The organism is Mycobacterium sp. NGS33 (assembly GCF_059812885.1).
This window is the reverse complement of the sequence record NZ_JCALDN010000009.1, coordinates 95,367-118,766: the sequence shown is the minus strand read 5'-3', so window position 1 is coordinate 118,766 and position 23,400 is coordinate 95,367. Positions and strand designations below refer to the sequence as shown.

Below are 23,400 nucleotides of genomic sequence, written 5' to 3'. Positions count from 1 at the left end.
GGTGAACGTGCGGCGGGCCTACGAGGTCGGGAGCGGCTGAGCCTGCGCCGCTACAGGCGCTCGCCGATCACGAAGTCGGAGAAGGCGTCCCGGTCTTCGTCGATCTCGGAACTCTGCACCCCGCGACCCAGGCGGTGCATCTCATCGATTGAGTTCTGCGCGGTGGCGCGCCAGCCGTGCTCGTTGAGCCAGTCGGCGAGGTTCGCGCGGTGCTCGTCGCGGTACATCAGCTCGCCGACGTCGACGGTTTCCTCCAAGCCGAGCTCGTCGGCCACCTTCTTGAACCGTTCCCGCATCTGCTGACGGCGCTCCTCGGCGTGCATGGGTGCGGTCTCGGCGGAGACGCGGCTGCCCGCCCGGCTCAGTTCGCCGATCTGGGTGAACAGCTTGTCCTGGGCTTCCGCGGGCAGGTACATCAGCAGGCCCTCGGCCAGCCAGGCGGTGCGTTGGCTGGGGTCGAAGCCGGCGTCGCGCAGCGCGGCCGGCCAGTCCTCACGCAGGTCGATCGCGACCTCGCGGCGGTCGGCCGACGGCGCGGCGCCGCTCTCGGCCAGGGTGGTGGATTTGTACTCCAGCACCTGCGGCTGGTCGATCTCGTAGACCGTGGTCCCGGCCGGCCAGTCGAGGCGGTACGCGCGCGAGTCCAGGCCCGACGCGAGGATCACTACCTGCCGGATCCCGGTGGCGACGGCGTCGGCGAAGTACTCGTCGAAAAAGTGGGTCCGCACCGCTTGGTAGCCGCGCATGTGCTGGATCCGGGCAGCGGATTCCTCGTCGATCGACTCGATCTTGGCGACGACGTCGGGGTCCAGCATGGCCTCCCACAGCACCTCGGCGCCGGCGTTGTTGACGAGCAGCCGGGCGTAGGGGTCGCGGATCAGCGCGTCGGGCTGCTCTGTCTCGATGGCCCGGGCCGCCGCGACCATCACAGCGGTGGTGCCGACGCTGCTCTTGATGTCCCAGGTGTCGTCGTGCGTGCGCAGTGAACTCATGGCGTTGCTCCTTGGCTCAGGTGATTGGCGTGCCGAGACGCGCCCGCAACAGGGTGCTGCGGACCGCCTCGTCGGTCAGGTCGTCGGGCACGGGGCGGCCCAGCCGGGCCATCTCGTCGCGGTTGCTCACGCTGCGCACCTGCCAGCCGTGCTCGGCCAGCCACGCGGCGGCGTCCGAGCGGTCCGGCTCGTGGTACGTCAGCGCCTGGACATTGACGTCCAGCCCGAGCCGTTCCCGCATCCGCAGCCAGCGCTGCGAGTTGCTGCGCGAGTTCATGCCGAACATCTCGATCGCGACCTGGCTGCCGGCCGCGCTGAGCGCGGTGAACATCTCGAACAGCCGGTCCTGAGCGTCGCTGGGCAGGTACGGGAGCAGGCCTTCGGCCAGCCACGCGGTGGGCCGGGTGCGGTCGAACCCGGCGGCGGTCAGGGCGGCGGGCCAGTCGTCACGCAGGTCCACCGCGACGGGGTGCCGGATGGCCGAGGGCACGGCGCCGTGCTGCTGCAGGATCCGGGCCTTGTACTCGAGCACCTGGGGCTGGTCGATCTCGTAGACCGCGGTGCCCGTCGGCCAGTCCAGCCGGTACGCCCGGGAGTCGAGCCCGGCGGCCAAGATCACCACCTGCCGGATCCCGGCGCCGACGGCGTCGGCGAAGTACTCGTCGAAGAAGTGGGTGCGCACGGCCTGGTAGTCGATGCCGCACCGGTGCGAGCGCTGCCCGTGCTCATCCCCGTCGAGCCAGGCGAGCTCGGGGTCGGCCAGCCGGGCCCACGCCGGACCGGCCGAGGACACCAGCAGGCGGGCGAACTCGTCGCGGATCAGGGGGTCGGGGCCGGCGGTTTCGGCCGCGCGCGACGCGGCGACCCCCAGCGCGGTGGCGCCGACGAGTTCGGTGATGGTCCAGCTGTCGCCGGCAGACCGCACGGAAGGCGGTAGCGAGGCATCCAGGTCAGTCATATCCCGCCCATGGTACCGGGATAAGTTAGTTAGCCTATACGCTTTGTGCCCAACTTCACTGCGCCGAACGGGCTACGCCTCCGGCCGCCAGAGCGCACCTTCCAGGACCTGGCGCAGCATGCCGGTCACCGCCAGCATCTCCTTGTAGCTCTTGATGTAGCCGGCATACAGGCCGACCCCGGAGATCACCACGAGCAGCGTCTCGACCAATGCCGACGCATCCACATCGGCGACGATCTCGCCGCCCTCGATCGCGTCGTTGACAACGCGCATCAAGAATTCCCGCGCGATCCGCACGGAATCGTTTTCGGTTCCGCTCCATTCCGGATGCCGCTGCGATTCGAGCACGCCGCCGATAATGAATGCCGAGCCGGCGGGATTCTCCGAATTCGCTTTCACCGCCGCGTTGATGAACGCCGTCAGCTGCGCCACCAGCGTGGTCTCGCCCTCGGCCTGTTTAATCCCCGCCCCGATGACAAATTCGTTGGTCTCGTCCATAACCTCGCGATAAAGGGCGCGCTTGCTCGAGAAATAATGGTTGATCGCCGGTCGGGTGAGGTCGGCGCGAGCAGCGATGGCCTGGAACGTCGCGCCGTCGTAGCCGCGTTCGCTGAACACTAAACGAGCAGCTTGGATGATCCGCTGCCGCGTCTCGTCGGCTTTCGCGGCAGGCGGACGCCCGGGCCGGCGATTCCCCCGTGGAAGCATTGCTAGAGTGTGCCACCCCCGCGGTGCGGCATTAGCGCATTTGGCGGAACGGTGCCAAATTTTCCGGCTTGGTAGTCCTCTAGCGCCTCGATCAATTCCGCCCGAGTGTTCATCACGAATGGACCGTAGTGGAATACCGGTTCGCGAATCGGCCGCCCGCCCAGAAGCAGCGCATCAATGGCTCCCTGGGCCGGCACGCCACTCGAATCCGGGGCACGGCGAGCGCCGACGGTGATCCGATCGCCGGCCCCCAGGACCGCCAGCTGCCCTTGGTGGATCGGGTGCGAGATCGGGCCGACGTACCCGCTGCCGGACAGCACATAGACCAGCGCGTTGAAATCGCGCCGCCAGGGAATGTTGAGCCGGGCCCCGTTCTCGATCGTCGCGTGCGCGAGGGTGATTGGGGTGTGAGTGACGCCCGGGCCCCGGTGGCCATCGATGTCGCCGGCGATGATGCGGATCAGCGCCCCGCCGTCGTCGGAGGCCAGCAGGGCGGCGTCGGCACCCTCGATGGCCTGATATCGCGGGGGTGCGAACTTGTCCTTGCCCGGCAGGTTGACCCAGAGCTGGACGCCGTGAAACAGCCCGCCGCTGTCGACCAGTTCGGCAGGCGGTGTCTCGATGTGCAGGATGCCGGACCCGGCGGTCATCCATTGCGTCGCGCCGTCGGCGATCAGGCCGCCACCGCCGTGCGAGTCCTGATGCGCGAACTTGCCGTCGAGCATGTAGGTCACGGTTTCGAAGCCGCGGTGCGGATGCCAGTCGGTGCCCCGGGGTTCGCCCGGTTGGTAGTCGACCTCACCCATCTGGTCCATGTGCACGAAGGGGTCCAGCGCGGCCGAGCTGACGCCCGCGAAGGCGCGCACGACCGGAAAGCCCTCGCCCTCATAGCCGCGTGGGCCGGTGGTGATCGAGCGGACCGCCCGCTCGGTGTCCGCGGGGCCGGGGCCGCTCACTCGCGGCAGCGTCAGGGTGTCAGCGGTGATTGCAGGCATCTGGCCTCCTCATATAGTGGATGCCCTATATAACCGGACTGGGGTCCACTTATTCCGCAGGTGTGGGGTCGGCATATTGGCTCACGCGCCACCCCGGCCCCACCGTGGACAAGGTCGACATCCAGTCCGCCCCGGGCCTGGCGCTGGACATGCGGGCGATAGCTTGAGAGGGCAATATTTGCTGGCATCAAGGGTTTGCGGTAGCCCTGGCTTCTGGAATTTCGATTGGACCTACCCGGCTTCGGGCAACGAACGGCACGGCCGCAGTAGAGGGGTGACGGGGGATGCAGCAGGACAGAGCGCCGACTGATCCGGTTCAGACGAAGCGGACGGTGTCCTATTCCGTCAGGTGGGTCGCCAGTTGGCTGCGCGCCAACCGCCTCGGATTGTTTTGCGTGGCGGTCGTGGTAGGGGTGGGCGCCGGGCTCGGTGCGGCGGCTTTTCGCTACCTGGTTTTTGCGTTCACCTGGGTGGCGACCGGACACGACGAGTTCGGCCAACAAGGGTGGGTGGTCAGCGACCACCTGCCATGGCTGGGAGTCGGGTTTTACGCGGTCGTCCCCGTCGTCGGTGGATTACTGTACGGACCGCTGATCGCCCGGTTTGCGCCCGAGGCGCGGGGCCACGGCGTCCCGGAAGTCATGATTGCGGTCGCCGAGAACGGCGGCCGCATTCGACCCCAGGTGACGGTGGTGAAGGCGCTGGCCTCGGCGATGTGCATCGGCACCGGCGGCTCGGTCGGGCGTGAAGGGCCGATCGTGCAAATTGGCGCGGCGCTGGCGTCAGGCTTCGGCCAGTGGGTCCGGATGCCGGAGAACCGGCTGCGGGTGCTGGTGGCCTGCGGCGCCGCCGGCGGCATCTCGGCAACCTTCAACGCTCCGATCACGGGAGTGTTCTTCGCCGTTGAACTGATCCTGCGCGAACTCTCTGTCGACGCGATCTTCACCATCATGCTTTCGGCGATGGTTGCCGACGTGATCGCCCGTGTCTTCTTCGGCTCTGCCCCGTTCCTCACCCAGCTCCCCCAGGGTATCGAGCTGAATCACATCGCCAACTACCTGTTGATCGCGGCGCTTGCCGCGGTCGCCGGCCTGATTGGGATCGCCTTCAAGAATCTGCTGTATAGGACCGAGGACCTGTGTGACCGGGTATGGGGGGACCGTCCGAACTGGGCGCGGCCAGCGGTCGGAGGAATCGTGCTTGGCCTGTTGCTGCTCGCGGTCCCCCAGTTGTACGGCGTTGGCTATCCCGTGATGTACGCCGCCTTTGCCGGCCACTACGCTCTGTGGTTCCTGGTGATCCTCGCCGTTGGCAAGATGCTGGCCTGCAGCCTCACCATCGGGATCGGCGGCTCCGGCGGAGTGTTCGCTCCCTCCCTATTCATCGGGGCCACATCGGGCATGGCATTCGGCGTCGTCATGCAGCACGTCATAGGCACCGCGGTCGGCCATCCCGCGCTCTACGCCATCGTCGGGATGGCGGCGGTATTCGCTTCCGCCGCACGCGCCCCGCTTACGGCGCTGGCCAGCACGGTCGAGATGACCGGGGACTTCACCCTGACCTTGCCGGTCATGCTGGCTGTTGCTGTTGGCACCACCGTGTCGCGCGGCCTTTCGTACGGCACCATCTACACGACCAAACTCTTACGCCGCGGCTTCGACATCGACCGGCCCGCTCCGGCGCATGCCTTCGCCGACCTCACGGTCGCGGACGCCATGCACGCGTTCACCACACCACTCGACCTCGCCAAGCCCACGGTCGACGCCGCGCCGGACCGCACGGCGGTGCTCGGAACCGTGACCCGAATCCGCGAACCCCAGGCGCTGTTTGCCAACGACAGCCTCGCTCAGGCCTTGCGTCAACTCGTTCTCTATGGACGCGACGGCCTGCCGGTGATCGACACCGATGCCCGGCACGTGCAGGGTTGGCTCACCAACCAGAACGTGCTGCGGGCGGTCGGCGCGCACTTCACCCACGTAGACCGCAACGGCGGCGGGGCCGCGGATGTCTCCGACCCGTTGAAAGCTCCGGACGCCGAACATGATCCGCGTAGCGAGCTCGACGGCTACTGCATCATCGAATACACGCTGGAAGCGAATTCAGCAGCGGTAGGCCGCAACCTCGACGAGCTGGAGTGGCCCCCGGGCCACCTCCCGGTGTCCGTTGTGCACAACCGTCGACTCGTCGACGCGCGGCCGACCGTGCGGCTTGCGGCAGGCGATCGCGTCAATGTTCTTGTACCAAAGACCGATTCGGGTGATGCCGCGTCGGAATCCCGTTCCTAGACCTCAGGACTTGGTGCGCGCAGTCTTCGCGGCGTCCTTCTCGGTGCTCTTGCCTTTGTGGGCCAGCTCCCCGCCGGCGCTTTCCAGGTGCGCCCGGACGAACCATTGGAACTTCTCCAACTGACCCGCCTGGCCGATCAGCAGGTCCTGGGTCACCTGGTCGAGTTCGTCTGTCTCGTCGATGTATTGGCGGATGTCCTCGATGACGCCGGTGTACACCAGGTCCAGCGCGGCCAGGTGAGCCTGGACCGTGTCGCGGCCCACCGAGTAGTCGTCCCACGAGCGGTCCTTGATGATGGCACCGGGCGTGCCCTGCGGCGAAGCACCAAGGGCCGCAATGCGTTCGGCGACATCGTCGGCAAATCCGCGGACCGCCTCGACCTGCGGGTCGATCATCTCGTGCACGCCGATGAAGTTCGGGCCCACCACGTTCCAGTGGATGTGCTTCAGCGTGAGGTGCAGGTCGTTGTAGGTGCTCAGTTGCTTCTGCAGCAGTTCGGTGAGCCGCGCCGCCTGCTTGTCGGTCAATCCCGGAATCGTGAACTGAGTCATCGGTTGTTTCCTAGCTTCCTTCCATGGGGTTCACACACGGTTACTGCCCCGGTTGGGTACCCGGTGGCCCTAGTGAAAAACGCTACGGATCAAAGTGAGTGGATTTGCTGCACCGGCAGCCGCGGACCCCGGCGTGGTTCGTACGCCAGTCCGCTGGCCTCGAGGAGTCGGACCACCCGCTGGCGGTGCGGTCGCATCGGCTCGAGCAGTTCGAGCATGCCCGCGTCATCGACGGGCCGTCCCAGCAACGTCCAGCCGATCATTTTGGGGATGTGATAGTCGCCCACCGACACGGCGTCGGCGTCGCCGAAGGCGCGTTGTGCCGTCTCGGCGGCGGTCCACTCCCCCACGCCCGGCAGCGACGTGAGCGCCGCGCGCGCCTGCACGGCCGGCCGCGTCACCAGCCGCTCCAGCGAGGGGGCCCGGCGCGCACAGGTGACCACCGTCTGCGCGCGCCTCGGGTCGACGTTGGCGCGATGGAACTCCCACGACGGGATGTGTCTCCAGACCTGCGCGTCCGGCATGACCCGCATGCCGTGCGGCGCCGGCCCCGGCGCCGGCGTGCCGTACTTCGACACCAGCACCCGCCAGGAGCGAAACGCGTCGGCTCCGGGCACCCGCTGCTCGATGATCGCCGGGATCAGAGCCTCCAGTACCAGGCCGGTTCGTCCCAGGCGCAGGTGTGGAACCCGCTGGTAGGCGGCGGCGACCGTCGGATGTCCCGGCACGAAGTCCGAGTCGTCGTCCTCGAGACCGAGCATGGCGGGCAGCATCTCGGCGAACTCCTCCGCGCCGCTGCCCCACGCCACGGCGTGCGCGGCATTGGGGGCGACGCGGCTGATCCGGGCCGTGACCGGGCCGGTGGGCAGCAGGCTGGTGCGCCAGATCGAGCCGTCACCGGGGGTCCGGAAGCACGGGTCCCCCAGGCCGCGACGAAGGGGCGCCAACGTGTGCCCGAAGCTGACGGCCCCGGGAAACACGACCGTGCGCGCGCTCTGCACCTGATGACTCCCCGTTCCGTGATTGACCGTGAACTGCGTGCCACGTCAATATTGCGTTGTGATGACGCCGTTCGATGACCCTCAGGGCGAACTGGCCTGGATGTTCCTGCAGAGCACCAGCGACGACGGTGATCTGGACGAGGGCTTCGCCCTGCTCAGCGACGACTTCACCTACTGGACGCTCTACACGCGCACGTCCTGCGACAAGGAGGCGTTTCGGCGCGGGATCGAGCGACGCAAACGAGAACTCGAAGTGACCATCGACCTGGTGCGCTGTGTCAACGAGGGAGAGAGCGTGGTGGTCGAGGCGCAGGCGACCGGCACCACGTCCGCCGGGGTCGAGTACGACAGCCCGTTCGTGTGCATCTTCGACACCCGTGACGGGCTGATCGTCTCGATGCGCCTCTACGGCGAGACCCGCGCGGTGGCGACCGCCCTTCCCGGCTGGGTCCCCTACTGAGCCGAGACGCTGATGTCGGCCTTGTTCGGGTAGAACGCGACATGCCCGGCGATCGCCGCGACCGCGGGATACGGCTGCTCGTACGTCCAGATCACGTCGTCGACGGTGTCACCGGCCGAGGTGGTCACGCTGTAGTAGCTGGCGTCACCCTTGAACGGGCAGTACGTGCTGGTGTCGGTCCGGGTGAGCCGATCCTGCACCACGTCGGCGATCGGGATGTATTGCACCGCAGGCAAAGTGGCTTCGCGCAGTTCCAACGCGGCGGTGGTGTCGGCGACGAGTTCGCCGTTGACGCGCACCTGCACTCGCCCCTTGGTGGGCTCGATGGTGATCGGGTGCCCCGCGTTGGGTTCTTTGATTTCCGGGTGGGCCATGATGGTTCCTCCTTCAGGCGCCTGTCAGTACGTTAACGCGCGTCCGCGGTCAAGCCTTCCCGTCCGGTCGGGCCGAATGCGTAGCGGTGGTATTGCGACATGTTCGCCATCGCCTGCACCCGCGACATGAGCTTGCCGAGGACTCGAGCCGACCGCGGCAACCGCGCGAAGGTGTCCGACTCGAACCATCGTTCCCAGGACAGCAGCCGGGCCGCCGGCACCGCGTTGAGGATGTCGTCGGGCCCGTCGATCGCCCAGTGCAGCGTGGCTCCCGACCGCCGCACCACCGTGTTGAGCCATTGCGACCTGATCCCTAGCCAATTGAACACGTCGAACTGCAGCTCACCCGAACCGAACCGGTCGACCACCCGGCGCAGCAGCGCGGTGCCGTCCTGCTCGGTGAGGTACATGGTCAGCCCCTCCGCGATCATCAGGGTGGGGCGGTCGGCGGGGATGTCCGCCAGCCAGGCGGGGTCGGTGACCGAGGCGGCGATGACGCGGTAGTGGTCGCGGCTCGGGTAGAGCTGGGTGCGCAGCGCCGCAACCTCGGGGTAGTCGACGTCGTACCACTGGACGCCCGGGCCGGGCTGCAGGCGGAAAACCCGGCTGTCCAGCCCGCAGCCCAGGTGCAGCACGACCGAATGCGGGTGCGCTGCAAGGAATTTGCGCGTCCACTCGTCGAAGTGCGCCGACCGTGTGGTCACCGACGGCGCCCGCCGCGCGGTGATGGTCGTCTTCTTCCAGTCGTAGTCGATGCGCTCGACGATCTCCTTCGCGTACCGATCGCGCAGGATCGGGTGTTCGAAGTCGGCGTCCAGCGCCTTGGCGTAGAGCGTCGCCAGCATGGTCTGGGGTGCGCCGCTGAGATCGACGGGCACTCGCGCGGTCGTCATACCGCTCGAGGCTAGTTGTCCGCGAGGCGGCGCGCCGCGCCCTGAACGCCGCTCGGCGTGGTGTTCAGCCGGGAGTCGTTGTCTTACCCTTGGCATTTCGCATCGCCGCCCAGAAGCGGGCCGCCTCGCGGATGGATTCCTCGACCGGCCGCGGTTGCCAACCCAATTCGCGCACGGCCTTGCTGTGGTCGAGGGGTGCTTCGGCGCGCATCATGCGCACCGACGCGAGGCTGAGTTCGGCGTCCTTGCCGGTGAGCCGTGCGCGCAGGTTGCCCAGCGCCCCGAGCGCGTACAGCATCGGGACGGAGATCGAGCGCCGCGGCGCCGGTACCCCGGCCTCGTCGGCCGCGATCCGGACCACCTCTTTCAACGCGATCATCCGTTCGAAGATCAGATATCGCTCGCCGATGCGCCCGCGCTCGGCGGCCAGGATCATGGCCCGGGCGGCGTCGGTGACGCCGACGACTTCCAGCGCGATGCCCTCCATCGTGAAGGGCAGCTTGCCGAAGACCGCGCCGGCGATGAAGGCGCCGTGCGGGGTGCGGCCCCAGTCGCCGTCGCCGTACGTCGTCGACACGCACATCGCCACCGCCGGCAGCCCGGCCTCGGCCACGTAGCGCATTACCAGGTTCTCGGCCTGGACCCGGGACTTGACGTAGTCCGACAGTCCGCGGGTGCCCACGACGTCGTCTTCGGTCGCGACATGCCCGTGGCGCCGGCCCACCGTCGCGTAGGTGCTGGTGAACACGAACCGGCGCAGGTCCGGTTGCGTGACGGCGACATCGAGAACGTTGCGCAGGCCTTCGACGTTGGTGCGAAACAGCGGGGCGGTGTCGCGCAGCCAGGCGCGGGTGTCGACGACGCAGTAGTAGACGTCATCGACGCCGTCCATCGCCTCGCGCAGCACGCCGGCGTCGAACACGTCGCCGTGAAACCGGGTGACGTCCAAGTCGTCGATGGAACGGGTGTTGGCGTTCGGCCGCACCATGGCACGGACGTCGAAGCCGTCGGCGACGAGCTGGCGGGTCACGTGCGATCCCAGGAAGCCGTTGGCGCCGATGACGAGCTTGGGTTTGGTGGTCACTGCGCCCCTCCGTACTGGTCCATGAACCGCGCGGCGTCCTCGTCGAGGGTGCCGAGCTCCTGCGCCTTGCGGCACCACTTCAACGTGGCCCGCACGAAGCGCAGCGGGTTGTAGATGTCTTCCTGCTGACGCCACAGGCCATCACCGGCGTAGGTGATGATCGAGATGTTCGTCGCGCCGATGACGGTTCCGTCGCCGGGATCGCGCATCGGGTTGTCGAGCTCCATGATGATGCGACCCGTGGGCTCGTCGATCACCGACCACAGCGACGGGAACGCGACCATGTGGCTGCCGGGAAAACTGCCCATCGTCCGGCTGATCCACTCGCGGACCTCGTCGCGGCCGTGCATGGTGCCCGCCGCGTGTTCGATGTAGACGACGTCGGGCGTATAGTGCTGGACCCAGGCGTCCCAGTCCTTTGACTGCGCCGCCGCGTCGACGGTCGCTTCGAATTTCTCGAACGCGGCGGCCAGTTCGCTACGGGAGAACTTCGGCGTGCTCATGATTTCGCGGCACCATTGCAGCTCATCGGCGGAGTGTAGCCTGGCGTCATTATTGCCGGTTAGGAGGACGAAGCATGACCAACCAGAAAGCCATTCTCGCCGGCGGTTGCTTTTGGGGGATGCAGGAACTGATCCGCAAGCAGCCGGGCGTGGTGTCGACGCGGGTCGGTTACACCGGCGGTGACGTCCCCAATGCCACCTACCGCAATCACGGCACCCACGCCGAAGCGATCGAAATCGTCTACGACCCGGCGGTCACCGACTACCGCACGATCCTGGAATTCTTCTTCCAGATCCACGATCCGACAACGAAAGACCGGCAGGGCAACGACCGCGGCACGAGTTACCGGTCGGCCATCTTCTATCTGGACGACGAGCAGAAGCGGATCGCGCTGGACACCATCGCCGACGTGGAGGCGTCCGGGTTATGGCCCGGCAAGGTGGTGACCGAGGTCAGCCCGGCCGGCGACTTCTGGGAAGCCGAACCCGAACACCAGGACTACCTGCAGCACTATCCCAACGGGTACACCTGCCACTTCATCCGTCCGGGCTGGAAACTGCCGCGGCGCGCGACGGCCGGTCAGTAACCGCGATCAGCGCCGCCGCACCGTAATTCGGCCGCCGTCCTTCGGGGTGAACGCGACCCCGCGGCAGTGCCAGCGCTCGCCGGGAGCGTCCGTGGTCTCAATGGTCAAGCGGCGCAACACCGTTCGCAGCACGACGTCCATTTCCATGTTGGCGAACGCCGCTCCCACGCAACGGCGGGTGCCGCCGCCGAAGGGAATCCACGACAACGCCGACGGTTTGGTTCCGATGTAGCGCTGCGGGTCGAAACGGTCGGGATCGGGGAAGACGTCCGGGTTGCTGTGAATCTGCCCGATGCCCACGATGATCGAATCGCCGCGGGGAATGGCCCACTCGCCGAGGTGGTAAACCTCGGGGTAGACGTGGCGGCCGGCGAGATCGATGACGGTTCTGGCCCGCTGCACCTCCAGGATGGTGGCCTGGCGCAGTTCGCTGCCGCCGTTGTCCGCCTCCTCGACGAGCGCGGACAGCAGGTCGGGGTGGCGGCTGATCCGTTCAAACGCCCAGCCCAGCGTGGACGCGGTGGTTTCGTGCCCGGCCGCCAACAAGGTGAGCAGCTCATCCCCAATGTCCTTGCGCGACATGGCCGAACCGTCTTCGTAGGTGGTGCGCAGCAGCATCGCGAGGACATCGGTCCGCTCGGCGAAGTTCGAATCGGCCCGCTCGTCGTCGATCAGCTTGTCGATGACTCGGTCATACCGGCGCCGCCATTCGGCCAGCCGGCCCCACGGGCTGTACCGGCCATAGTCGCGTTTGGGCATCGGCACCGACGCCAGTCGCGAGCCCAGCGTGACCCACGGCGGAATCAGCTCGCGCAATTCGTCGAGTTCGGCGCCTTCGGCGCCGAAAACCGCACGCAGAATGGCATTTAGGGTGATCCGCATCATCGGCGGCAGTGTGGGGAAGGGCTTGCCCTCGGGCCAGTCGGCGATTTCGCGCAGCGTCTCTTCTTCGATGATGCTCTCGTACTTCTTCATGCTCTTGCCGTGGAACGGCGGGGCCAACAGCCGGCGCCGTTGCCGATGCTCGTCGCCCTCGAGCGCGAACACCGAACCGGTACCGAACAGCCTGCCCAGGTTGGGCTGGATGTTGCCGAGCTCGTCGGGGCTGGTGGTGAAGATCTGCTTGGCCAGCTGCGGGTCACCCACGGCGATCACCCGCCCATACATCGGCAGGTTCAGGGTGAACACGTCGCCGTGCCGGCGCGCCAGCTGTTGGATCATCCAGCGCCGCGACATCGCGAAGCCGAGACCCTGCAGCACCTTGGGAATTCGGGCCGCCGGGGGCAATTTGACGGTGGCCGTTGGCGTCGCGACTTGCTGGCTCATGACGATGGCTTCTCCCAACATCCGCCCCGGCACCGGCGCGGTACGCCGATGTACCGCGGCATCTCCAGGGTACGGTACTCTGAAGTACCAAGCCTGACAAGGTGCCGCACTCACCGAAAGGGGCGCCTGCGTGACATCAGCGGTGGCAGCGACGGCCGATGAGGCCGTCGGCGGCGATCCGTTTCGGCAGCGGCTGCTCGACGGCCTCGCCGCCTCGATCAGCGAGCGCGGTTACCGCGCCAGCACCGTCGCCGACGTCGTCCGCTACGCGCGCACGTCCAAGCGCACGTTCTACGACCACTTCGCCGGCAAACAGGAGTGTTTCCTGGAACTGTTGGGCGTCGACATCGAAATCCTCGGCCAGCGCATCGAGTCCGCCGTCGATCCCGAAGCCGACTGGCACCAGCAGATACGCCAGGCCGTCGAGGCCTACGTCGCCCACATCGAATCCCGGCCGGCCATCACCTTGAGCTTGATCCGGGAACTGCCGTCACTGGGCGACGCCGCTCGCCCGGTCCAGCGCCGCGGCCTGCAGGTGCTGTCCACCCTGCTGATCGACCTCAGCGCAAGTCCGGGATTCCGCCGAGCCCAGCTGCCGCCGTTGACCACGCCGCTGGCCGTGGTTCTGTTGGGCGGTCTGCGTGAACTCACCGCCCTTGCGGTCGAAGACGGTCGGGCCGTCCGTGAGATCGTCGAGCCGGCCGTGGATGCATCCGTCGCTCTGCTGGGTCCCCGGCACTGACAACGCGGAAAGCCGTCGCGCGAACGGTTTTCGGGGCCTAGGCTCATCGCCGGAATGGCTTTTGCGGAAACGGAGGACCTAGCGATGCGGCTGTCAACCCGAAATCAGCTCAAAGGGACCATCACCGAGGTCGACCTCGGCGCGGTGATGGCGGTGGTCAAGGTGACGCTCGACGGCGGCGACCAGGTCATCACGTCGTCGGTCACCAAGGATGCCGCGGCCGACCTCGGGCTCAAGGTCGGTCAGAAAGCGACCGTGTTCATCAAGTCGACAGAAGTCACCATCGGCGTCGACTGACTCAGAGTTTCATGAACGCGCGCAACCGATCCAGAACCAAATCTGGTCGCTGCGCGACGATCCAGTGACCGACTCCGTCGACCAGCTCCACCTCGAAATCGCTTATGTGGTCGGCGTATCCGTCCAAAAGCCGCGGAGTGATCACCGGATCGTCAGTCCCGCTCAACCAGCGGACCGGTACGTCGACTCGACGATCGTCGTACTCACCGCTGAGCCAGCTGCGCATCTCCGTGGTCTGGAAGCTGCGATACCACCGTGATCCGGCCTCCGCGTGCCCGGGCTGGCGCATGCACTCGGCGTACAACCGCACGCTTTCCTCGGGCAGCGGAAACCCTCCCCCGACCCACGAACCCAGCAGCCGCAGAAACCGCCAGTGGGGATCGCTGAGCACCCGGGGCCCGATCACGGGCAGCAACATCGGAACCTGATACCAGAACCGCCACAGGTCGCGGACCGCCGCCAAATCGAACTTCGCCCAGGGCGCCACGGTGTTCAGCCCGAAAAAGCCGGTCACCTTCTCCGGATGGTGCAACATCATGATGAAGGCGGCGGGCCCACCCCAGTCGTGGGCGACCAGCTTCACGTTCGCGATCCGCAGGTCGTCGAGCACGCCTGCCAGGTCCTCAGCCATCTCCGCCTTCAGATACCGCGAGCGGGGCGCCGAACTCCAGCCCGCACCCCGCAGGTCGGGACACAACACCCGGTATCCGTCGGCGGCCAGCGGACCGATCAGCTCGTGCCACTCCCACCAGTTCTCCGGGAAGCCGTGCACCAGCATGACGGCCGGTCCGTCGGCCGGACCGGCGTCCGCGACGTGGATGGTGACGCCGCTTCCCACCTCGACGTACCTGTGTTCGACGCCGTCCAGCGCGGGCATGGTGACCATGCCTTGAAAAGCTAGCGCACTGCGCCTATTTCAGGAACCGCTCGACGTACGGTGCGAAGCGCTCACGCAGGCACCCCTCGTTCAGCCCGAACATTTCGTAGGACGTCTCGACGTTGCCCAGTCGCCCGCGCCGGTGGCCCGCGAGGTAGTCGCCGACGGCCCTGCGCACCTCGTCGGTGAACGGTTCGCCGGCCAGGGCGTACACCCGCTCGGCCACGCCGAGCTCGTCGGCCATGAAGTCGTCGAAGCGGATGTCGATCGAGCGGTCCGGGCCGATGGTGTCGCGGTCGCGCACGAGCGCGGTCAGCATCTGATCCAGACGGTCGATCCAGGAGTTGGCGATCTGCTCCACCGGCACCGGCGAGCGGTGCATGCGGGCGGAGTAGGTGATCATCGCGATCATCGACAGCGCCACCGGGACCGGGTCGCGATGGGTGAACACGACGATGCTGTCGGGAAAGACCCGGTCCAGGACCGGGACCTGTTCGAGATGCTGGGGCGATTTGAGCAGCCAGCGCCGCCCACCGCGCAGAAACTGCATCGCCCGGAGCTGGGTGGCCAAGTACTCGTAGTGCGGTGTCTGATCGTGAGCCTGGTAGTAGTCGCGCCAGCGGGGCACGTCGGCGAGCGTCTCCAGCAGCATCGTGGACACGTCGTTGGCCAGCAGCTGGATCTCTTCGTGGACGTGATCGGTGGTCATCTCGTGCATCAGCGCGAAATGCGGCATCACCATGTTGATCACCCCGACCGCGACATCCATCCGGGTTCGGCGTGGATCCGGCTCGGCACCAACCTCATTCGGCATCGGGAACGGCTCGCTGCTTTCCCAGTACGGCATGGTGCGGAAGGTCGGCGCCGCGGCGAGCAGATTGTGCAGGTGGGTGGTGCCGGTGCGGGGTAGGCCCGCGATGACCACCGGTGAACGCAGTTCGATCTCGTGGATCTCGGGATGGCGAGTCAGCAAGTCGGTCAACAACAACCGGTTCTTGAGGATTTGCAGTAGCTGCCCATAGAAGTTCACCACGCCCGCGTCGTGCAGCCCGTCGATCTCGCGCAGTGCGGCGAGGTAGACCTCGAGGCGCTCGCGGTAGTCGTCGGGCCCGAAGTCGTGCAGGCCGGTGTCGGCGCTGGCCTGAGCGTGCAGCGCGTCGGCATCCAACGGGCACTGGGCGGCCATCGAGGCCATCATGTCCAGGATCTGCTGGCCCTCGGCGCTGAAGCGCGGTCGGTCGAGGTCATCGAGGCGAACGGTCACGGCGACTTATGTTACTCTGAGTTTCGTAATGGTAGTGGATTTTGGCAGACCCCGTGACCCCCGGATCGACGCCGCGGTGCTTCGCGCGACGGTCGAACTGCTGGCCGAGACCGGCTATCCCGGGTTGCTGGTCTCCGCCATTGCCGAACGCGCCGGCACCAGCAAGCCCGCCATCTACCGTCGCTGGCCCAGCAAGGCGCACCTGGTGCACGAGGCGGTGTTCCCGATCGGCGCCGGAACCGCCATCCCCGATACCACGTCGACGGCCGACGGCCTGCGCGAGATGGTCCGCCGCACAATGGCTTTCCTGACCACGCCGGCCGCCAGGGCGGCCCTGCCGGGGCTCATCGGCGAGCTGGCCGCGGACCCGACGCTGCATTCGGCGCTGCTGGAGCGCTTCGCCGGTGTCATCGGCGGCGGCCTCGCCGACTGGCTGGCGGCGGCCGCGGCACGCGGCGACGTGCGGCCGGACGTCACCGCGGCCGAGCTGGCCGAAACCATCGCCGGCATCACGCTGGTGGCCCTGCTCACCCGCGCCACCGAACTCGACGATGCGTGGGTCGAGCGCACCACCAGGTTGCTCCTGAAAGGAATCACCGCATGACGCACCAATCGACCGAGGCGTGGCAGGAACTGCTGAAAACCCTTGGCGAACTGGGTCACTCATTCCTCCAAGGTGACCGTGCGGTCACCGACGACCGCCACGTCGCCGACGGCTACCGGATGCTCGCCGCCACTCTGGGCGTGGCCCTGGACACCTACCTCTTTCCCGAACCGGGCCGGCCACAGTTCGTCGCGGTCAACACGCCGTTCCGCCGCGACCGCCGCTGGGGCGGCGACAACACCGACGCCTACTACTTCATCTGCCCCATCGATCCCGCGCGCCGGTACCGGATCAGCGGGAACAAGGGTGACAGCGTGTACTTTTCGGTGACCGCCTACAACGAGCCAACCCCGGGCGCGTGGTCGGACCGGGTGGTCGCGATCGTCCGCGACACCGATCTCGATGTCGACGCCGACGGGAACTTCGCCTTCGAATTTCCCGCCACGCCGGACGCGGCCGTGCTGATGACCCGCGACTACCAGGCCGACCCCCTGACCGGCCGCCCGGTGACGTGGCACATCGAGGCGCTCGACGAGGCCGATCCCATCCGGCACGGCGACGCCGAGACCGCGGCGAGCCTGCGCGCCGCCGCCACCTGGCTGCGGACCATGTTCGCGATCGTGCCGCTGGCGGTCGGAGACCGGGTCGACGAACAGCACGCGCTCGGGCACGAAACCGCCCATGCTGCCAACGCATTCGCCGATCCCTATCAGGTGCCGGACGCCAACTTCGGTTGGTCGGCGCGTGACGCCTGCTACTCCTACGGCAGCTTCGTGCTCGACGACGACGAGGCGCTGGTGATCACGCACCGGCCGCCGTCGTGCAGGTTCTGGAACCTGGTGGTGTGGAACCAGTTCATGGCGACCTTCGGCGCGCAGGACGCCCGGTGCTCCCTCAACGGCCACAGCGCCGTCACCAACAGCGACGGCTCGGTGACGGTCGTCTTGTCGAACAGCGCGACGAAGCACCCCAATTCGCTTACCACGCTGGGTTATCCGCGTGGCAATCTGGCGTTTCGCTGGTTCCTGGCCGACGGCGTGCCGCAGCGGCCCGAGGTGCGACTCGTCAAGGCCGCCGACGCCCCGACCGGCACGCACTGATGCTCCGGTTTCGCCGAGCGTGCAATGAGGGCGAAAAGCGGCGAAAATCCCGCCGCCAGTGCACGTTCGGCGGTAGCTAGGCGACCTCGCGGACCAGCTCGATCGCGCGGCCCAGCGTCTCCAGTTTCGCGTCCAGGGTGTCGCCCGCGGGATACAGCCGCACCGTGTTCACGCCGGCGTCTCGCCACACCGTCAGGCGCGCGGAGACCATCGCCTCTGTCCCGATCAGCGTGGTGGCCAGCACCATCTCGTCGGTCACCACACCGGCCGCCCCGTCGCGGTCGCCGCGCTGCCAGCGCTCCCGCACCTCGGCGGCGACGTCCGCCCAGCCCTGCCGGCTGTAGGCCTGGTTGTAGAAATTCGTCCCCGACGATCCCATGCCGCCGAGGCTGAAGGCCAGCTCTTTCTTGCGGCCCGCGACCATGCCCTTCAGCTCGTCTTCGTCTGCGGCGAAAGCGACTTCGGCGCCCTGGCAGATGTCGATGTCGGCGCGGGCGCGGTTCGCGGCGGCCAGCCCCTCGTCGAGGTGGGCGAAGTAGGCGTCGCCGGCTCCTTCGGGAACGAAGCTGGTGCCCAGCCAGCCGTCGGCAACCCGCCCGGTCAACCGCAGCATCGCCGGTGACAGCGCGGCCAGATAGACCGGAATGGCGTGCTCGGCGCGGGTCGACAAGCGCATCGGCACCGCCTCACCGCCGGGCCGGGGGATCTCGAATTCCCTTCCCGCATAGGAGATCTTCCCGCCCGCGAAGACCTGCCGCACGATGTCGACCGTTTCGGAGATGCGAGCCAGCGGCCGGCTGAACGAGACACCGTGCAGGCCCTCGATCACCTGGGGACCGGAGGCGCCCAAACCGAGCAGGAATCGTCCGTTCGACAGATTGGACAGCGTGACCGCGGTCTGGGCGACCAGGACCGGCGATCGGGTGCCGACCTGCAGCACGCCGGAACCGAGCAGCATCCGCTCGGTCCGCGCCGCCAAGTAGCCCAGCGCCGACGGCGCATCCGCGCCCCACGCCTCGGCCACCCAGCAGACGTCGAGACCCAGTTTCTCCGCCTCGGCGACGAAGGCCACGACCTCGGCGGTTTGGCTCCCGGTGCCCGACAACTCGACCGTCGTGGCGGTCCGCATCAATGCACTCCGTGTTCGGCCAACCGCTTGATCGCCGCGAGGGTTTTCCCGATCGCGCCCTCGAACTCGCGCAGCCGCACGAACACGATTTTCTGTTCCTTGTCGGGCATCGATTCGATGGCCACCGACAGGCCCGAGCGTCCCGGCCCCATCTGCATCCAGTAGTTCAGCTCGGTGCCGCCATCGCGCGGCGTCAGCCGGAATCGCCACTTCGCGGCGGGATCGTCGTAGTCACCGACCGCCCAAGCGAATTCACGTGGTTCATCGCAGGCCACGATATGCGAGGTGCTGGTCCACTGCCCGAACGCATCGTGCTCGTTGTGTCCGACGAACCGCGCGCCGACCCGCGGACCGTCCGATCCCTCGGCCCATTCCACGGCCTTGAGTTCACTGCTGAACGCCGGCATCAGCGCGATGTCGGAGACCAGGCTCCACACCCGTGCCGGATCGGCGTCGATCCACGTCGAGGCCTCCACGGTCGGGGTGTCCGCGTAACGCGCGCCGGTCCATTCCACGGACCTCATTGTGCCCCTGTCCCGGCCCGAGGCAACGCCCGGACCGCGGACTTATGCGGCGATCGGCTCGGGCTCGGGAGACTTCTCGGCGCCGGACTTGTGCACCCACGAGTCCGGGACGCTCAGCCGGACGATCTTGCGGACGACGGTGCCGAACTGGCGCAGCAGCGGACCGCGGTTGTACGGGATGCCGTAGCGTTCGCAGATCGCCTGCACCTCGGGCGCGATGTCGGCGTAGCGGCGCGCGGGCATGTCGGGGAACAGGTGGTGCTCGATCTGGTGCGAGAGGTTGCCCGACAGCAGGTGAAAGATCTTGCCGCCCGTCAGGTTTGCCGAGCCGAGGATCTGGCGGAAGTACCACATGCCGCGTGACTCGTCCTTGGTTTCCTCGACGGTGAATTCCTGCGTCCCGTCCGGGAAGTGGCCGCAGAAGATGATCATGTACGACCACACGTTGCGCATCAGGTTGGCGGTGAGGTTGCCGGTGAAGACGAACGGCGCGAAGGGTCCGGCCAGCAGCGGGAAGGCGACGTAGTCCTTCAGGGTCTGGCGGCGGGTCTTGCGCCAGATGGCCCGCAGGACTTCGCGCTTGTCCTCGAGCCGGATTTCACCGGAGCGGATGCGCTCGGTTTCGAGCTCGTGCAGCGCAACGCCGTACTGGAACAACACCATCAGCAGGAATGCGTAGATCGGGTTGCCGAGGAAGTACGGCTGCCAGCGCTGGTCTTCGCTCATCCGCAGAATTCCGTAGCCGATGTCGCGGTCCATTCCCACGATGTTGGTGTGAGTGTGATGCATGTAGTTGTGCGAGTGCCGCCATTGGTCGGCGGGGCATGCCGTGTCCCACTCGAAGGTGCGACCGGAGATGGCCGGGTCACGCATCCAGTCGTACTGACCGTGCATGATGTTGTGGCCGATCTCCATGTTGTCCAGGATCTTCGACAGTCCCAGCATCGCGGTGCCGGCGAGCCATGCCGGGGGCAGGAACCCGGCGAACAACAGCGCCCGGCCACCGACTTCCAGCGCACGCTGCGCCTTGATGACGCGGCGGATGTAGTCGGCGTCCTGCTCGCCGAGTTCTGCCATCACGCGTTCCTTGATGGCGTCGAGTTCGCGGCCGAATGCGTCGGCCTGTTCGGGTGTCAGGGCAATCTTGGCGTTCGACATTGTCTGTCCTCCAGAGGTTTTCAGGGGCTGGAATGGCCTGCCGCTACAGCGACAGGTCCACGTCACCGACCGGAACGGACACGCAGATCTGCACGTCCTCGTCGGGAGCGGTCGAGACCGCACCGGTGACCAGGTTGCGCACGGTGCCGGCGGTCTTACGCCGCGTGCAGGTGTGGCAGATGCCCATCCGGCATCCGTTTTCGGGCGACAGCCCGGCCGACTCGGCCTGCTCCAACAGCGAGCGTCCGTCGTCGACGATGTCAACACCGCTGTCGGAGAACGTGACTCGTCCACCCGACGGATTGGCCGGCACATCGAGTGCCGGCGGCACGAAGCTCTCGGTGTAGACGTTGTCGCAGTGCGACCGCACGGCATCGACCAAAGGCGCTGGGCCGCAGACGAATACCGCGTCGGGGGACGTCATCGCGGCGGCCAGGTGCTCCGCGCCGAAGCGTCCGGCGAGGTCGCCGCCCTCGGAGCGGGTGTAGCCGTGCAGCACCCGCACTCCGGGCATGGCGCTCAGCTCGTCGCGATAGCAGGCCTCGGCCGGCGTGCGCGCGTAGTGGACGAATGCGATGTCGCCGTCGTGGCCCCGGGCGACCAGCGTCCGCAGCATCGACATCACCGGGGTGATGCCGCTTCCCCCGGAGACGAAGAGGATTCGCCTCGGGCTGCGCGGTCCTGGCGCCGGCAACGTGAAGTCGCCGCCGGTGCCGGTCAGACCGACCACCATGCCGCGGTGGGCGTGTTCGTACAGATAGTTCGAGACCAGGCCGCCGTCGTGGCGGCCGATGGTCAACTCGAGGGTGGGGGCGCCTTCGGCGGTGGCGGGCGAATAGCACCGGGTGTGGCGCCGGCCGTCGATCTCCACGGCGAGGTTGACGTACTGCCCGGCTTTGAGGGTGTGGGCCGACAGGAAGGTGTCGTTGGGGGTCAGGGTCAGGGTGACGCTGCGGGGTGTGGTCCGGCGCACGTCGGTCACCTTGGCGCGGGCTTCGCCCAGCGTCCAGGTCGGCGCCACCAGTTCGGTGTAGCGGTCGACGCCGTGCGGACCGGTCAGCAGGTCTAGGAGCTCTGAACCCAACACGCGCTGCCGAAGCGTCCGCGCGAGGACCCGGCCAGAAACTTGAGCGGTTTGAGTGAACATATGTACACCGTGCGGCCACGACGGCCATCCAGTCAAGGGTTTAATGCCTGGCTGTGGTAGGGTTCACACAGTGAACAGCCGTACTCCTAGCTCACGGGGACGGGGCTCAGGGCGCGAGCGTGCGCGCGAAAGCCAGTCGCGCGAGGAGCGCAAGGAGGCGACGCGCCGGGCCATCATCGCCGCGGCACTCAAGCTCCTGCAGGACCGCAGTTTCTCCAGCTTGAGCCTGCGCGAGGTGACCCGTGAGGTCGGGATCGTTCCGGCGGCGTTCTACCGGCACTTCGAATCGATGGAGGCCCTGGGCCTGGTCCTGATCGACGAGTCGTTCCGGAGCTTGCGCGACACCCTGCGCGACGCCCGTGCCGGCAAGCTCGACCCGAATCGGGTGATCGAGTCATCCGTCGAGATCCTGGTCGCCAGCGTCGCCGACAGGCGCGAACACTGGCGCCTCATCGGCCGGGAGCGCAACAGCGGCCTGTCGGTGCTGCGCTACGCCATCCGCACCGAGATCCGGCTGATCACGTCCGAGCTGGCCACCGACCTTGCCCGATTCCCCGGCCTGAACAAGTGGACCACCGAGGATCTCAACGTGCTGGCCACCCTGTTCGTCAACGCCATGATCGTCATCGCGGAGGCCATCGAGGATTCGCAGAGCGCCGAGGCGACCGAGGACATCCGCCGGCTCGCGGTCAAGCAGTTGCGGATGATCGCGACCGGCATCGCCGGTTGGCGAAGCACGCCCTGATTCGCCCGGCTGGAGTAAACAGCCGAGCACTGACTTACTCGTCGACGACGTCGTAGAGCGAGTCACCGTCCTCCGGGGTGCCGTCGATCTGACCCCGGTGCGCGCGCCGGGGACCGTCGTCGACCGGCTCGACGGCGTCGGGCACGTCGGGCTCCTCGGCCGCCAGTCGGGCGTCGAGGGATTCGCCCTCGCGTTCTTCTCGGGCCGTCATGCCGAACCGGTCGGCCTCGCTCCAGCCCTCAGGCGGGTCGACCACGATGTCCCCGTCGTCGTTGCGCAATTCGTCCGAGTCGGTGCCTTCACTCGGGTTCAAGGTGTCACCCGGGCCGCCCTCTTCGGGGAAGTCCGCGGGGTCCACGTCGGCCTGCGGGTTATCGCTCATGCCCACCCGGTTGCCCGCGGTGTCGGGGGGCCTAAACGCGGGCGGCGGGCCATTGGGCCGCGTCACTACCGTGGCGGGCGCCACATGGCCCACAGGCTCGGGCCGTCGTCGGGCAGCACGATCTCACGGGTGACGCTGAAGCCGAAACGCTCGTAGTACGGCACATTTTCGGGCTTGCTCGACTCGAGATAGGCCGGGCAGTACTCGGCGTCGCAGCGGTCCAGCCGCGACCGCATCAGCGCCTGCCCGAACCCCGTGCCGCGGACCGACGGGTCGCTGCCGATCACGGCCAGATACCAGTGCGGTTCCTCGGGGTGCACGCTTTTCATCAATTCCTGTACCGCACGCCCCCGCATCGAGCGCAGCCCGAACACCCGGATGAACGTCGGTGTCATCGCCAGTTGACCGCGGGGCGTCTCCTGCCACTGATCGGGCGGATCCCACAGCGCCGCCGCGCCGATATCCGCCTGCGCGCCGGCCACCTCGACGCCACCGCGGGAAAGGTGGTGATGGCGGGTCATCGTCGCGAACAACCGCGACAGGTGCGCGATCCGCTTGTCCTGATCGGGAATCAGCCAGATCATCACCGGGTCGTCGTAGAACGCGCGGGCCAGCGTGCGTGACAGCTTGCGGACATCGGCTTTGACTGCCGGGCGGACCTGCGGGGTCATCTGCATCACGCTAGTGCGTGTGAGGCCCGGCGTGACGGGTAT

27 protein-coding genes are annotated in these 23,400 nt (G+C 67.4%); 8 read left to right on the top strand and 19 right to left on the bottom strand.

The window, feature by feature from the left end:
* Positions 1-50 precede the first annotated feature (50 nt).
* From AC5Y5B_RS16325 to AC5Y5B_RS16310, 4 genes are all read right to left on the bottom strand, one after another.
* The gene (locus AC5Y5B_RS16325; protein WP_112632081.1) at positions 51-992 is read right to left on the bottom strand and encodes a class I SAM-dependent methyltransferase; all 942 of its coding nucleotides are present in this window, start codon (positions 990-992) and stop codon (positions 51-53) included.
* A 16-nt stretch (positions 993-1,008) separates the two neighbouring features.
* A complete protein-coding gene (locus AC5Y5B_RS16320) occupies positions 1,009-1,950 on the bottom strand; it encodes a class I SAM-dependent methyltransferase (protein WP_112632080.1) in 942 nt (313 codons plus the stop codon).
* A 72-nt stretch (positions 1,951-2,022) separates the two neighbouring features.
* On the bottom strand, positions 2,023-2,658 hold the full coding sequence (locus AC5Y5B_RS16315) for a TetR/AcrR family transcriptional regulator (RefSeq protein ID WP_112632079.1): 636 nt from the start codon (positions 2,656-2,658) through the stop codon (positions 2,023-2,025).
* A gap of 2 nt (positions 2,659-2,660) precedes the next feature.
* Entirely contained in the window at positions 2,661-3,653 is a 993-nt protein-coding gene (locus tag AC5Y5B_RS16310; RefSeq protein WP_500005961.1) for a pirin family protein, read from the bottom strand.
* A gap of 395 nt (positions 3,654-4,048) precedes the next feature.
* Between AC5Y5B_RS16310 and AC5Y5B_RS16305 the strand changes: the two genes are divergently transcribed.
* Positions 4,049-5,938, top strand: coding sequence for a chloride channel protein (locus tag AC5Y5B_RS16305; RefSeq protein WP_500005960.1), 1,890 nt, complete (start codon positions 4,049-4,051; stop codon positions 5,936-5,938).
* A gap of 3 nt (positions 5,939-5,941) precedes the next feature.
* On the opposite strand, the gene AC5Y5B_RS16300 is transcribed toward AC5Y5B_RS16305, so the two are convergent.
* Together AC5Y5B_RS16300 and AC5Y5B_RS16295 are read right to left on the bottom strand one after the other, a co-directional pair.
* Complete coding sequence (locus AC5Y5B_RS16300) at positions 5,942-6,490, bottom strand: Dps family protein (RefSeq protein ID WP_500005959.1); 549 nt, start codon at positions 6,488-6,490, stop codon at positions 5,942-5,944.
* Between the two features lie 89 nt (positions 6,491-6,579).
* A complete protein-coding gene (locus AC5Y5B_RS16295) occupies positions 6,580-7,491 on the bottom strand; it encodes a DNA-3-methyladenine glycosylase family protein (protein WP_112632075.1) in 912 nt (303 codons plus the stop codon).
* A 58-nt stretch (positions 7,492-7,549) separates the two neighbouring features.
* Between AC5Y5B_RS16295 and AC5Y5B_RS16290 the strand changes: the two genes are divergently transcribed.
* Positions 7,550-7,951, top strand: coding sequence for a nuclear transport factor 2 family protein (locus AC5Y5B_RS16290; protein ID WP_500005958.1), 402 nt, complete (start codon positions 7,550-7,552; stop codon positions 7,949-7,951).
* Here AC5Y5B_RS16290 and AC5Y5B_RS16285 read toward each other — a convergent pair.
* From AC5Y5B_RS16285 to AC5Y5B_RS16270, 4 genes are all read right to left on the bottom strand, one after another.
* Positions 7,945-8,325 carry a DUF427 domain-containing protein gene (locus AC5Y5B_RS16285; RefSeq protein WP_112632073.1) on the bottom strand — a complete coding sequence of 127 codons (381 nt, stop codon included), beginning with the start codon at positions 8,323-8,325 and terminating at the stop codon, positions 7,945-7,947. The genes AC5Y5B_RS16290 and AC5Y5B_RS16285 overlap by 7 nt on opposite strands.
* A 32-nt stretch (positions 8,326-8,357) precedes the next feature.
* A complete protein-coding gene (locus AC5Y5B_RS16280) occupies positions 8,358-9,203 on the bottom strand; it encodes a class I SAM-dependent methyltransferase (RefSeq protein WP_500005977.1) in 846 nt (281 codons plus the stop codon).
* A 79-nt stretch (positions 9,204-9,282) separates the two neighbouring features.
* Positions 9,283-10,302 carry an NAD-dependent epimerase/dehydratase family protein gene (locus tag AC5Y5B_RS16275; RefSeq protein WP_500005957.1) on the bottom strand — a complete coding sequence of 340 codons (1,020 nt, stop codon included), beginning with the start codon at positions 10,300-10,302 and terminating at the stop codon, positions 9,283-9,285.
* Positions 10,299-10,805, bottom strand: a complete 507-nt coding sequence (locus tag AC5Y5B_RS16270; protein ID WP_112632071.1) for a nuclear transport factor 2 family protein — start codon at positions 10,803-10,805, stop codon at positions 10,299-10,301. Before AC5Y5B_RS16270 ends, AC5Y5B_RS16275 begins: the two co-directional genes overlap by 4 nt.
* A 74-nt stretch (positions 10,806-10,879) precedes the next feature.
* On the opposite strand from AC5Y5B_RS16270, the gene msrA reads away from it, so the two are divergent.
* Positions 10,880-11,392, top strand: coding sequence for a peptide-methionine (S)-S-oxide reductase MsrA (gene msrA, locus AC5Y5B_RS16265; RefSeq protein WP_500005956.1), 513 nt, complete (start codon positions 10,880-10,882; stop codon positions 11,390-11,392).
* Between the two features lie 6 nt (positions 11,393-11,398).
* On the opposite strand, the gene AC5Y5B_RS16260 is transcribed toward msrA, so the two are convergent.
* Positions 11,399-12,718 (bottom strand): cytochrome P450, encoded by a 1,320-nt coding sequence (locus AC5Y5B_RS16260; RefSeq protein WP_112632122.1) that lies wholly within the window; start codon positions 12,716-12,718, stop codon positions 11,399-11,401.
* Positions 12,719-12,848: 130 nt separating this feature from the next.
* Between AC5Y5B_RS16260 and AC5Y5B_RS16255 the strand changes: the two genes are divergently transcribed.
* A complete protein-coding gene (locus tag AC5Y5B_RS16255; RefSeq protein ID WP_240631684.1) occupies positions 12,849-13,460 on the top strand; it encodes a TetR/AcrR family transcriptional regulator in 612 nt (203 codons plus the stop codon).
* Between the two features lie 84 nt (positions 13,461-13,544).
* Positions 13,545-13,757 (top strand): TOBE domain-containing protein, encoded by a 213-nt coding sequence (locus tag AC5Y5B_RS16250; protein WP_112632068.1) that lies wholly within the window; start codon positions 13,545-13,547, stop codon positions 13,755-13,757.
* Between the two features lies 1 nt (position 13,758).
* On the opposite strand, the gene AC5Y5B_RS16245 is transcribed toward AC5Y5B_RS16250, so the two are convergent.
* Together AC5Y5B_RS16245 and AC5Y5B_RS16240 are read right to left on the bottom strand one after the other, a co-directional pair.
* On the bottom strand, positions 13,759-14,643 hold the full coding sequence (locus tag AC5Y5B_RS16245) for an alpha/beta fold hydrolase (protein ID WP_500005955.1): 885 nt from the start codon (positions 14,641-14,643) through the stop codon (positions 13,759-13,761).
* A gap of 25 nt (positions 14,644-14,668) precedes the next feature.
* The gene (locus AC5Y5B_RS16240) at positions 14,669-15,898 is read right to left on the bottom strand and encodes a sulfotransferase family protein (RefSeq protein ID WP_500005954.1); all 1,230 of its coding nucleotides are present in this window, start codon (positions 15,896-15,898) and stop codon (positions 14,669-14,671) included.
* A gap of 28 nt (positions 15,899-15,926) precedes the next feature.
* Between AC5Y5B_RS16240 and AC5Y5B_RS16235 the strand changes: the two genes are divergently transcribed.
* Positions 15,927-16,502, top strand: coding sequence for a TetR/AcrR family transcriptional regulator (locus AC5Y5B_RS16235; protein ID WP_112632065.1), 576 nt, complete (start codon positions 15,927-15,929; stop codon positions 16,500-16,502).
* Positions 16,499-17,602 (top strand): DUF1214 domain-containing protein, encoded by a 1,104-nt coding sequence (locus AC5Y5B_RS16230; protein ID WP_500005953.1) that lies wholly within the window; start codon positions 16,499-16,501, stop codon positions 17,600-17,602. Before AC5Y5B_RS16235 ends, AC5Y5B_RS16230 begins: the two co-directional genes overlap by 4 nt.
* Positions 17,603-17,678: 76 nt before the next feature.
* On the opposite strand, the gene AC5Y5B_RS16225 is transcribed toward AC5Y5B_RS16230, so the two are convergent.
* Genes AC5Y5B_RS16225 through AC5Y5B_RS16210 form a run of 4 tightly spaced genes read right to left on the bottom strand, consistent with a single transcriptional unit; the run spans position 17,679 to position 21,560 of the window.
* On the bottom strand, positions 17,679-18,731 hold the full coding sequence (locus AC5Y5B_RS16225) for an LLM class flavin-dependent oxidoreductase (protein WP_500005952.1): 1,053 nt from the start codon (positions 18,729-18,731) through the stop codon (positions 17,679-17,681).
* Positions 18,731-19,255 (bottom strand): SRPBCC family protein, encoded by a 525-nt coding sequence (locus AC5Y5B_RS16220; RefSeq protein ID WP_205869051.1) that lies wholly within the window; start codon positions 19,253-19,255, stop codon positions 18,731-18,733. The genes AC5Y5B_RS16225 and AC5Y5B_RS16220 overlap by 1 nt, the downstream gene beginning before the upstream one ends.
* Before the next feature lie 42 nt (positions 19,256-19,297).
* On the bottom strand, positions 19,298-20,413 hold the full coding sequence (locus tag AC5Y5B_RS16215; RefSeq protein ID WP_112632061.1) for a fatty acid desaturase family protein: 1,116 nt from the start codon (positions 20,411-20,413) through the stop codon (positions 19,298-19,300).
* A 43-nt stretch (positions 20,414-20,456) separates the two neighbouring features.
* Positions 20,457-21,560 (bottom strand): ferredoxin reductase, encoded by a 1,104-nt coding sequence (locus AC5Y5B_RS16210; RefSeq protein WP_500005951.1) that lies wholly within the window; start codon positions 21,558-21,560, stop codon positions 20,457-20,459.
* Between the two features lie 43 nt (positions 21,561-21,603).
* On the opposite strand from AC5Y5B_RS16210, the gene AC5Y5B_RS16205 reads away from it, so the two are divergent.
* Positions 21,604-22,305 (top strand): TetR family transcriptional regulator, encoded by a 702-nt coding sequence (locus tag AC5Y5B_RS16205; protein WP_205869050.1) that lies wholly within the window; start codon positions 21,604-21,606, stop codon positions 22,303-22,305.
* 34 nt (positions 22,306-22,339) lie between these two features.
* Here the strand turns inward: AC5Y5B_RS16205 and AC5Y5B_RS16200 are convergent, their stop codons facing one another.
* Both AC5Y5B_RS16200 and AC5Y5B_RS16195 read right to left on the bottom strand, forming a co-directional pair.
* On the bottom strand, positions 22,340-22,687 hold the full coding sequence (locus AC5Y5B_RS16200) for a hypothetical protein (protein WP_112632058.1): 348 nt from the start codon (positions 22,685-22,687) through the stop codon (positions 22,340-22,342).
* Between the two features lie 65 nt (positions 22,688-22,752).
* Positions 22,753-23,358 carry a GNAT family N-acetyltransferase gene (locus AC5Y5B_RS16195; protein WP_112632121.1) on the bottom strand — a complete coding sequence of 202 codons (606 nt, stop codon included), beginning with the start codon at positions 23,356-23,358 and terminating at the stop codon, positions 22,753-22,755.
* Positions 23,359-23,400 lie beyond the last annotated feature (42 nt).

What these genes read in the sequence shown, in the direction of transcription:
- AC5Y5B_RS16285 (WP_112632073.1), bottom strand. Translation starts at nt 8,325, where the DNA reads ATGGCCCACCCGGAAATCAAAGAACCCAACGCGGGGCACCCGATCACC.
- AC5Y5B_RS16210 (WP_500005951.1), bottom strand. Translation starts at nt 21,560, where the DNA reads ATGTTCACTCAAACCGCTCAAGTTTCTGGCCGGGTCCTCGCGCGGACG.
- AC5Y5B_RS16320 (WP_112632080.1), bottom strand. Translation starts at nt 1,950, where the DNA reads ATGACTGACCTGGATGCCTCGCTACCGCCTTCCGTGCGGTCTGCCGGC.
- AC5Y5B_RS16195 (WP_112632121.1), bottom strand. Translation starts at nt 23,358, where the DNA reads ATGACCCCGCAGGTCCGCCCGGCAGTCAAAGCCGATGTCCGCAAGCTG.
- msrA (WP_500005956.1), top strand. Translation starts at nt 10,880, where the DNA reads ATGACCAACCAGAAAGCCATTCTCGCCGGCGGTTGCTTTTGGGGGATG.
- AC5Y5B_RS16200 (WP_112632058.1), bottom strand. Translation starts at nt 22,687, where the DNA reads ATGAGCGATAACCCGCAGGCCGACGTGGACCCCGCGGACTTCCCCGAA.
- AC5Y5B_RS16245 (WP_500005955.1), bottom strand. Translation starts at nt 14,643, where the DNA reads ATGGTCACCATGCCCGCGCTGGACGGCGTCGAACACAGGTACGTCGAG.
- AC5Y5B_RS16315 (WP_112632079.1), bottom strand. Translation starts at nt 2,658, where the DNA reads ATGCTTCCACGGGGGAATCGCCGGCCCGGGCGTCCGCCTGCCGCGAAA.
- AC5Y5B_RS16310 (WP_500005961.1), bottom strand. Translation starts at nt 3,653, where the DNA reads ATGCCTGCAATCACCGCTGACACCCTGACGCTGCCGCGAGTGAGCGGC.
- AC5Y5B_RS16225 (WP_500005952.1), bottom strand. Translation starts at nt 18,731, where the DNA reads ATGCGGACCGCCACGACGGTCGAGTTGTCGGGCACCGGGAGCCAAACC.
- AC5Y5B_RS16260 (WP_112632122.1), bottom strand. Translation starts at nt 12,718, where the DNA reads ATGAGCCAGCAAGTCGCGACGCCAACGGCCACCGTCAAATTGCCCCCG.
- AC5Y5B_RS16205 (WP_205869050.1), top strand. Translation starts at nt 21,604, where the DNA reads ATGCCTGGCTGTGGTAGGGTTCACACAGTGAACAGCCGTACTCCTAGC.
- AC5Y5B_RS16220 (WP_205869051.1), bottom strand. Translation starts at nt 19,255, where the DNA reads ATGAGGTCCGTGGAATGGACCGGCGCGCGTTACGCGGACACCCCGACC.
- AC5Y5B_RS16215 (WP_112632061.1), bottom strand. Translation starts at nt 20,413, where the DNA reads ATGTCGAACGCCAAGATTGCCCTGACACCCGAACAGGCCGACGCATTC.
- AC5Y5B_RS16250 (WP_112632068.1), top strand. Translation starts at nt 13,545, where the DNA reads ATGCGGCTGTCAACCCGAAATCAGCTCAAAGGGACCATCACCGAGGTC.
- AC5Y5B_RS16235 (WP_112632065.1), top strand. Translation starts at nt 15,927, where the DNA reads ATGGTAGTGGATTTTGGCAGACCCCGTGACCCCCGGATCGACGCCGCG.
- AC5Y5B_RS16325 (WP_112632081.1), bottom strand. Translation starts at nt 992, where the DNA reads ATGAGTTCACTGCGCACGCACGACGACACCTGGGACATCAAGAGCAGC.
- AC5Y5B_RS16270 (WP_112632071.1), bottom strand. Translation starts at nt 10,805, where the DNA reads ATGAGCACGCCGAAGTTCTCCCGTAGCGAACTGGCCGCCGCGTTCGAG.
- AC5Y5B_RS16300 (WP_500005959.1), bottom strand. Translation starts at nt 6,490, where the DNA reads ATGACTCAGTTCACGATTCCGGGATTGACCGACAAGCAGGCGGCGCGG.
- AC5Y5B_RS16230 (WP_500005953.1), top strand. Translation starts at nt 16,499, where the DNA reads ATGACGCACCAATCGACCGAGGCGTGGCAGGAACTGCTGAAAACCCTT.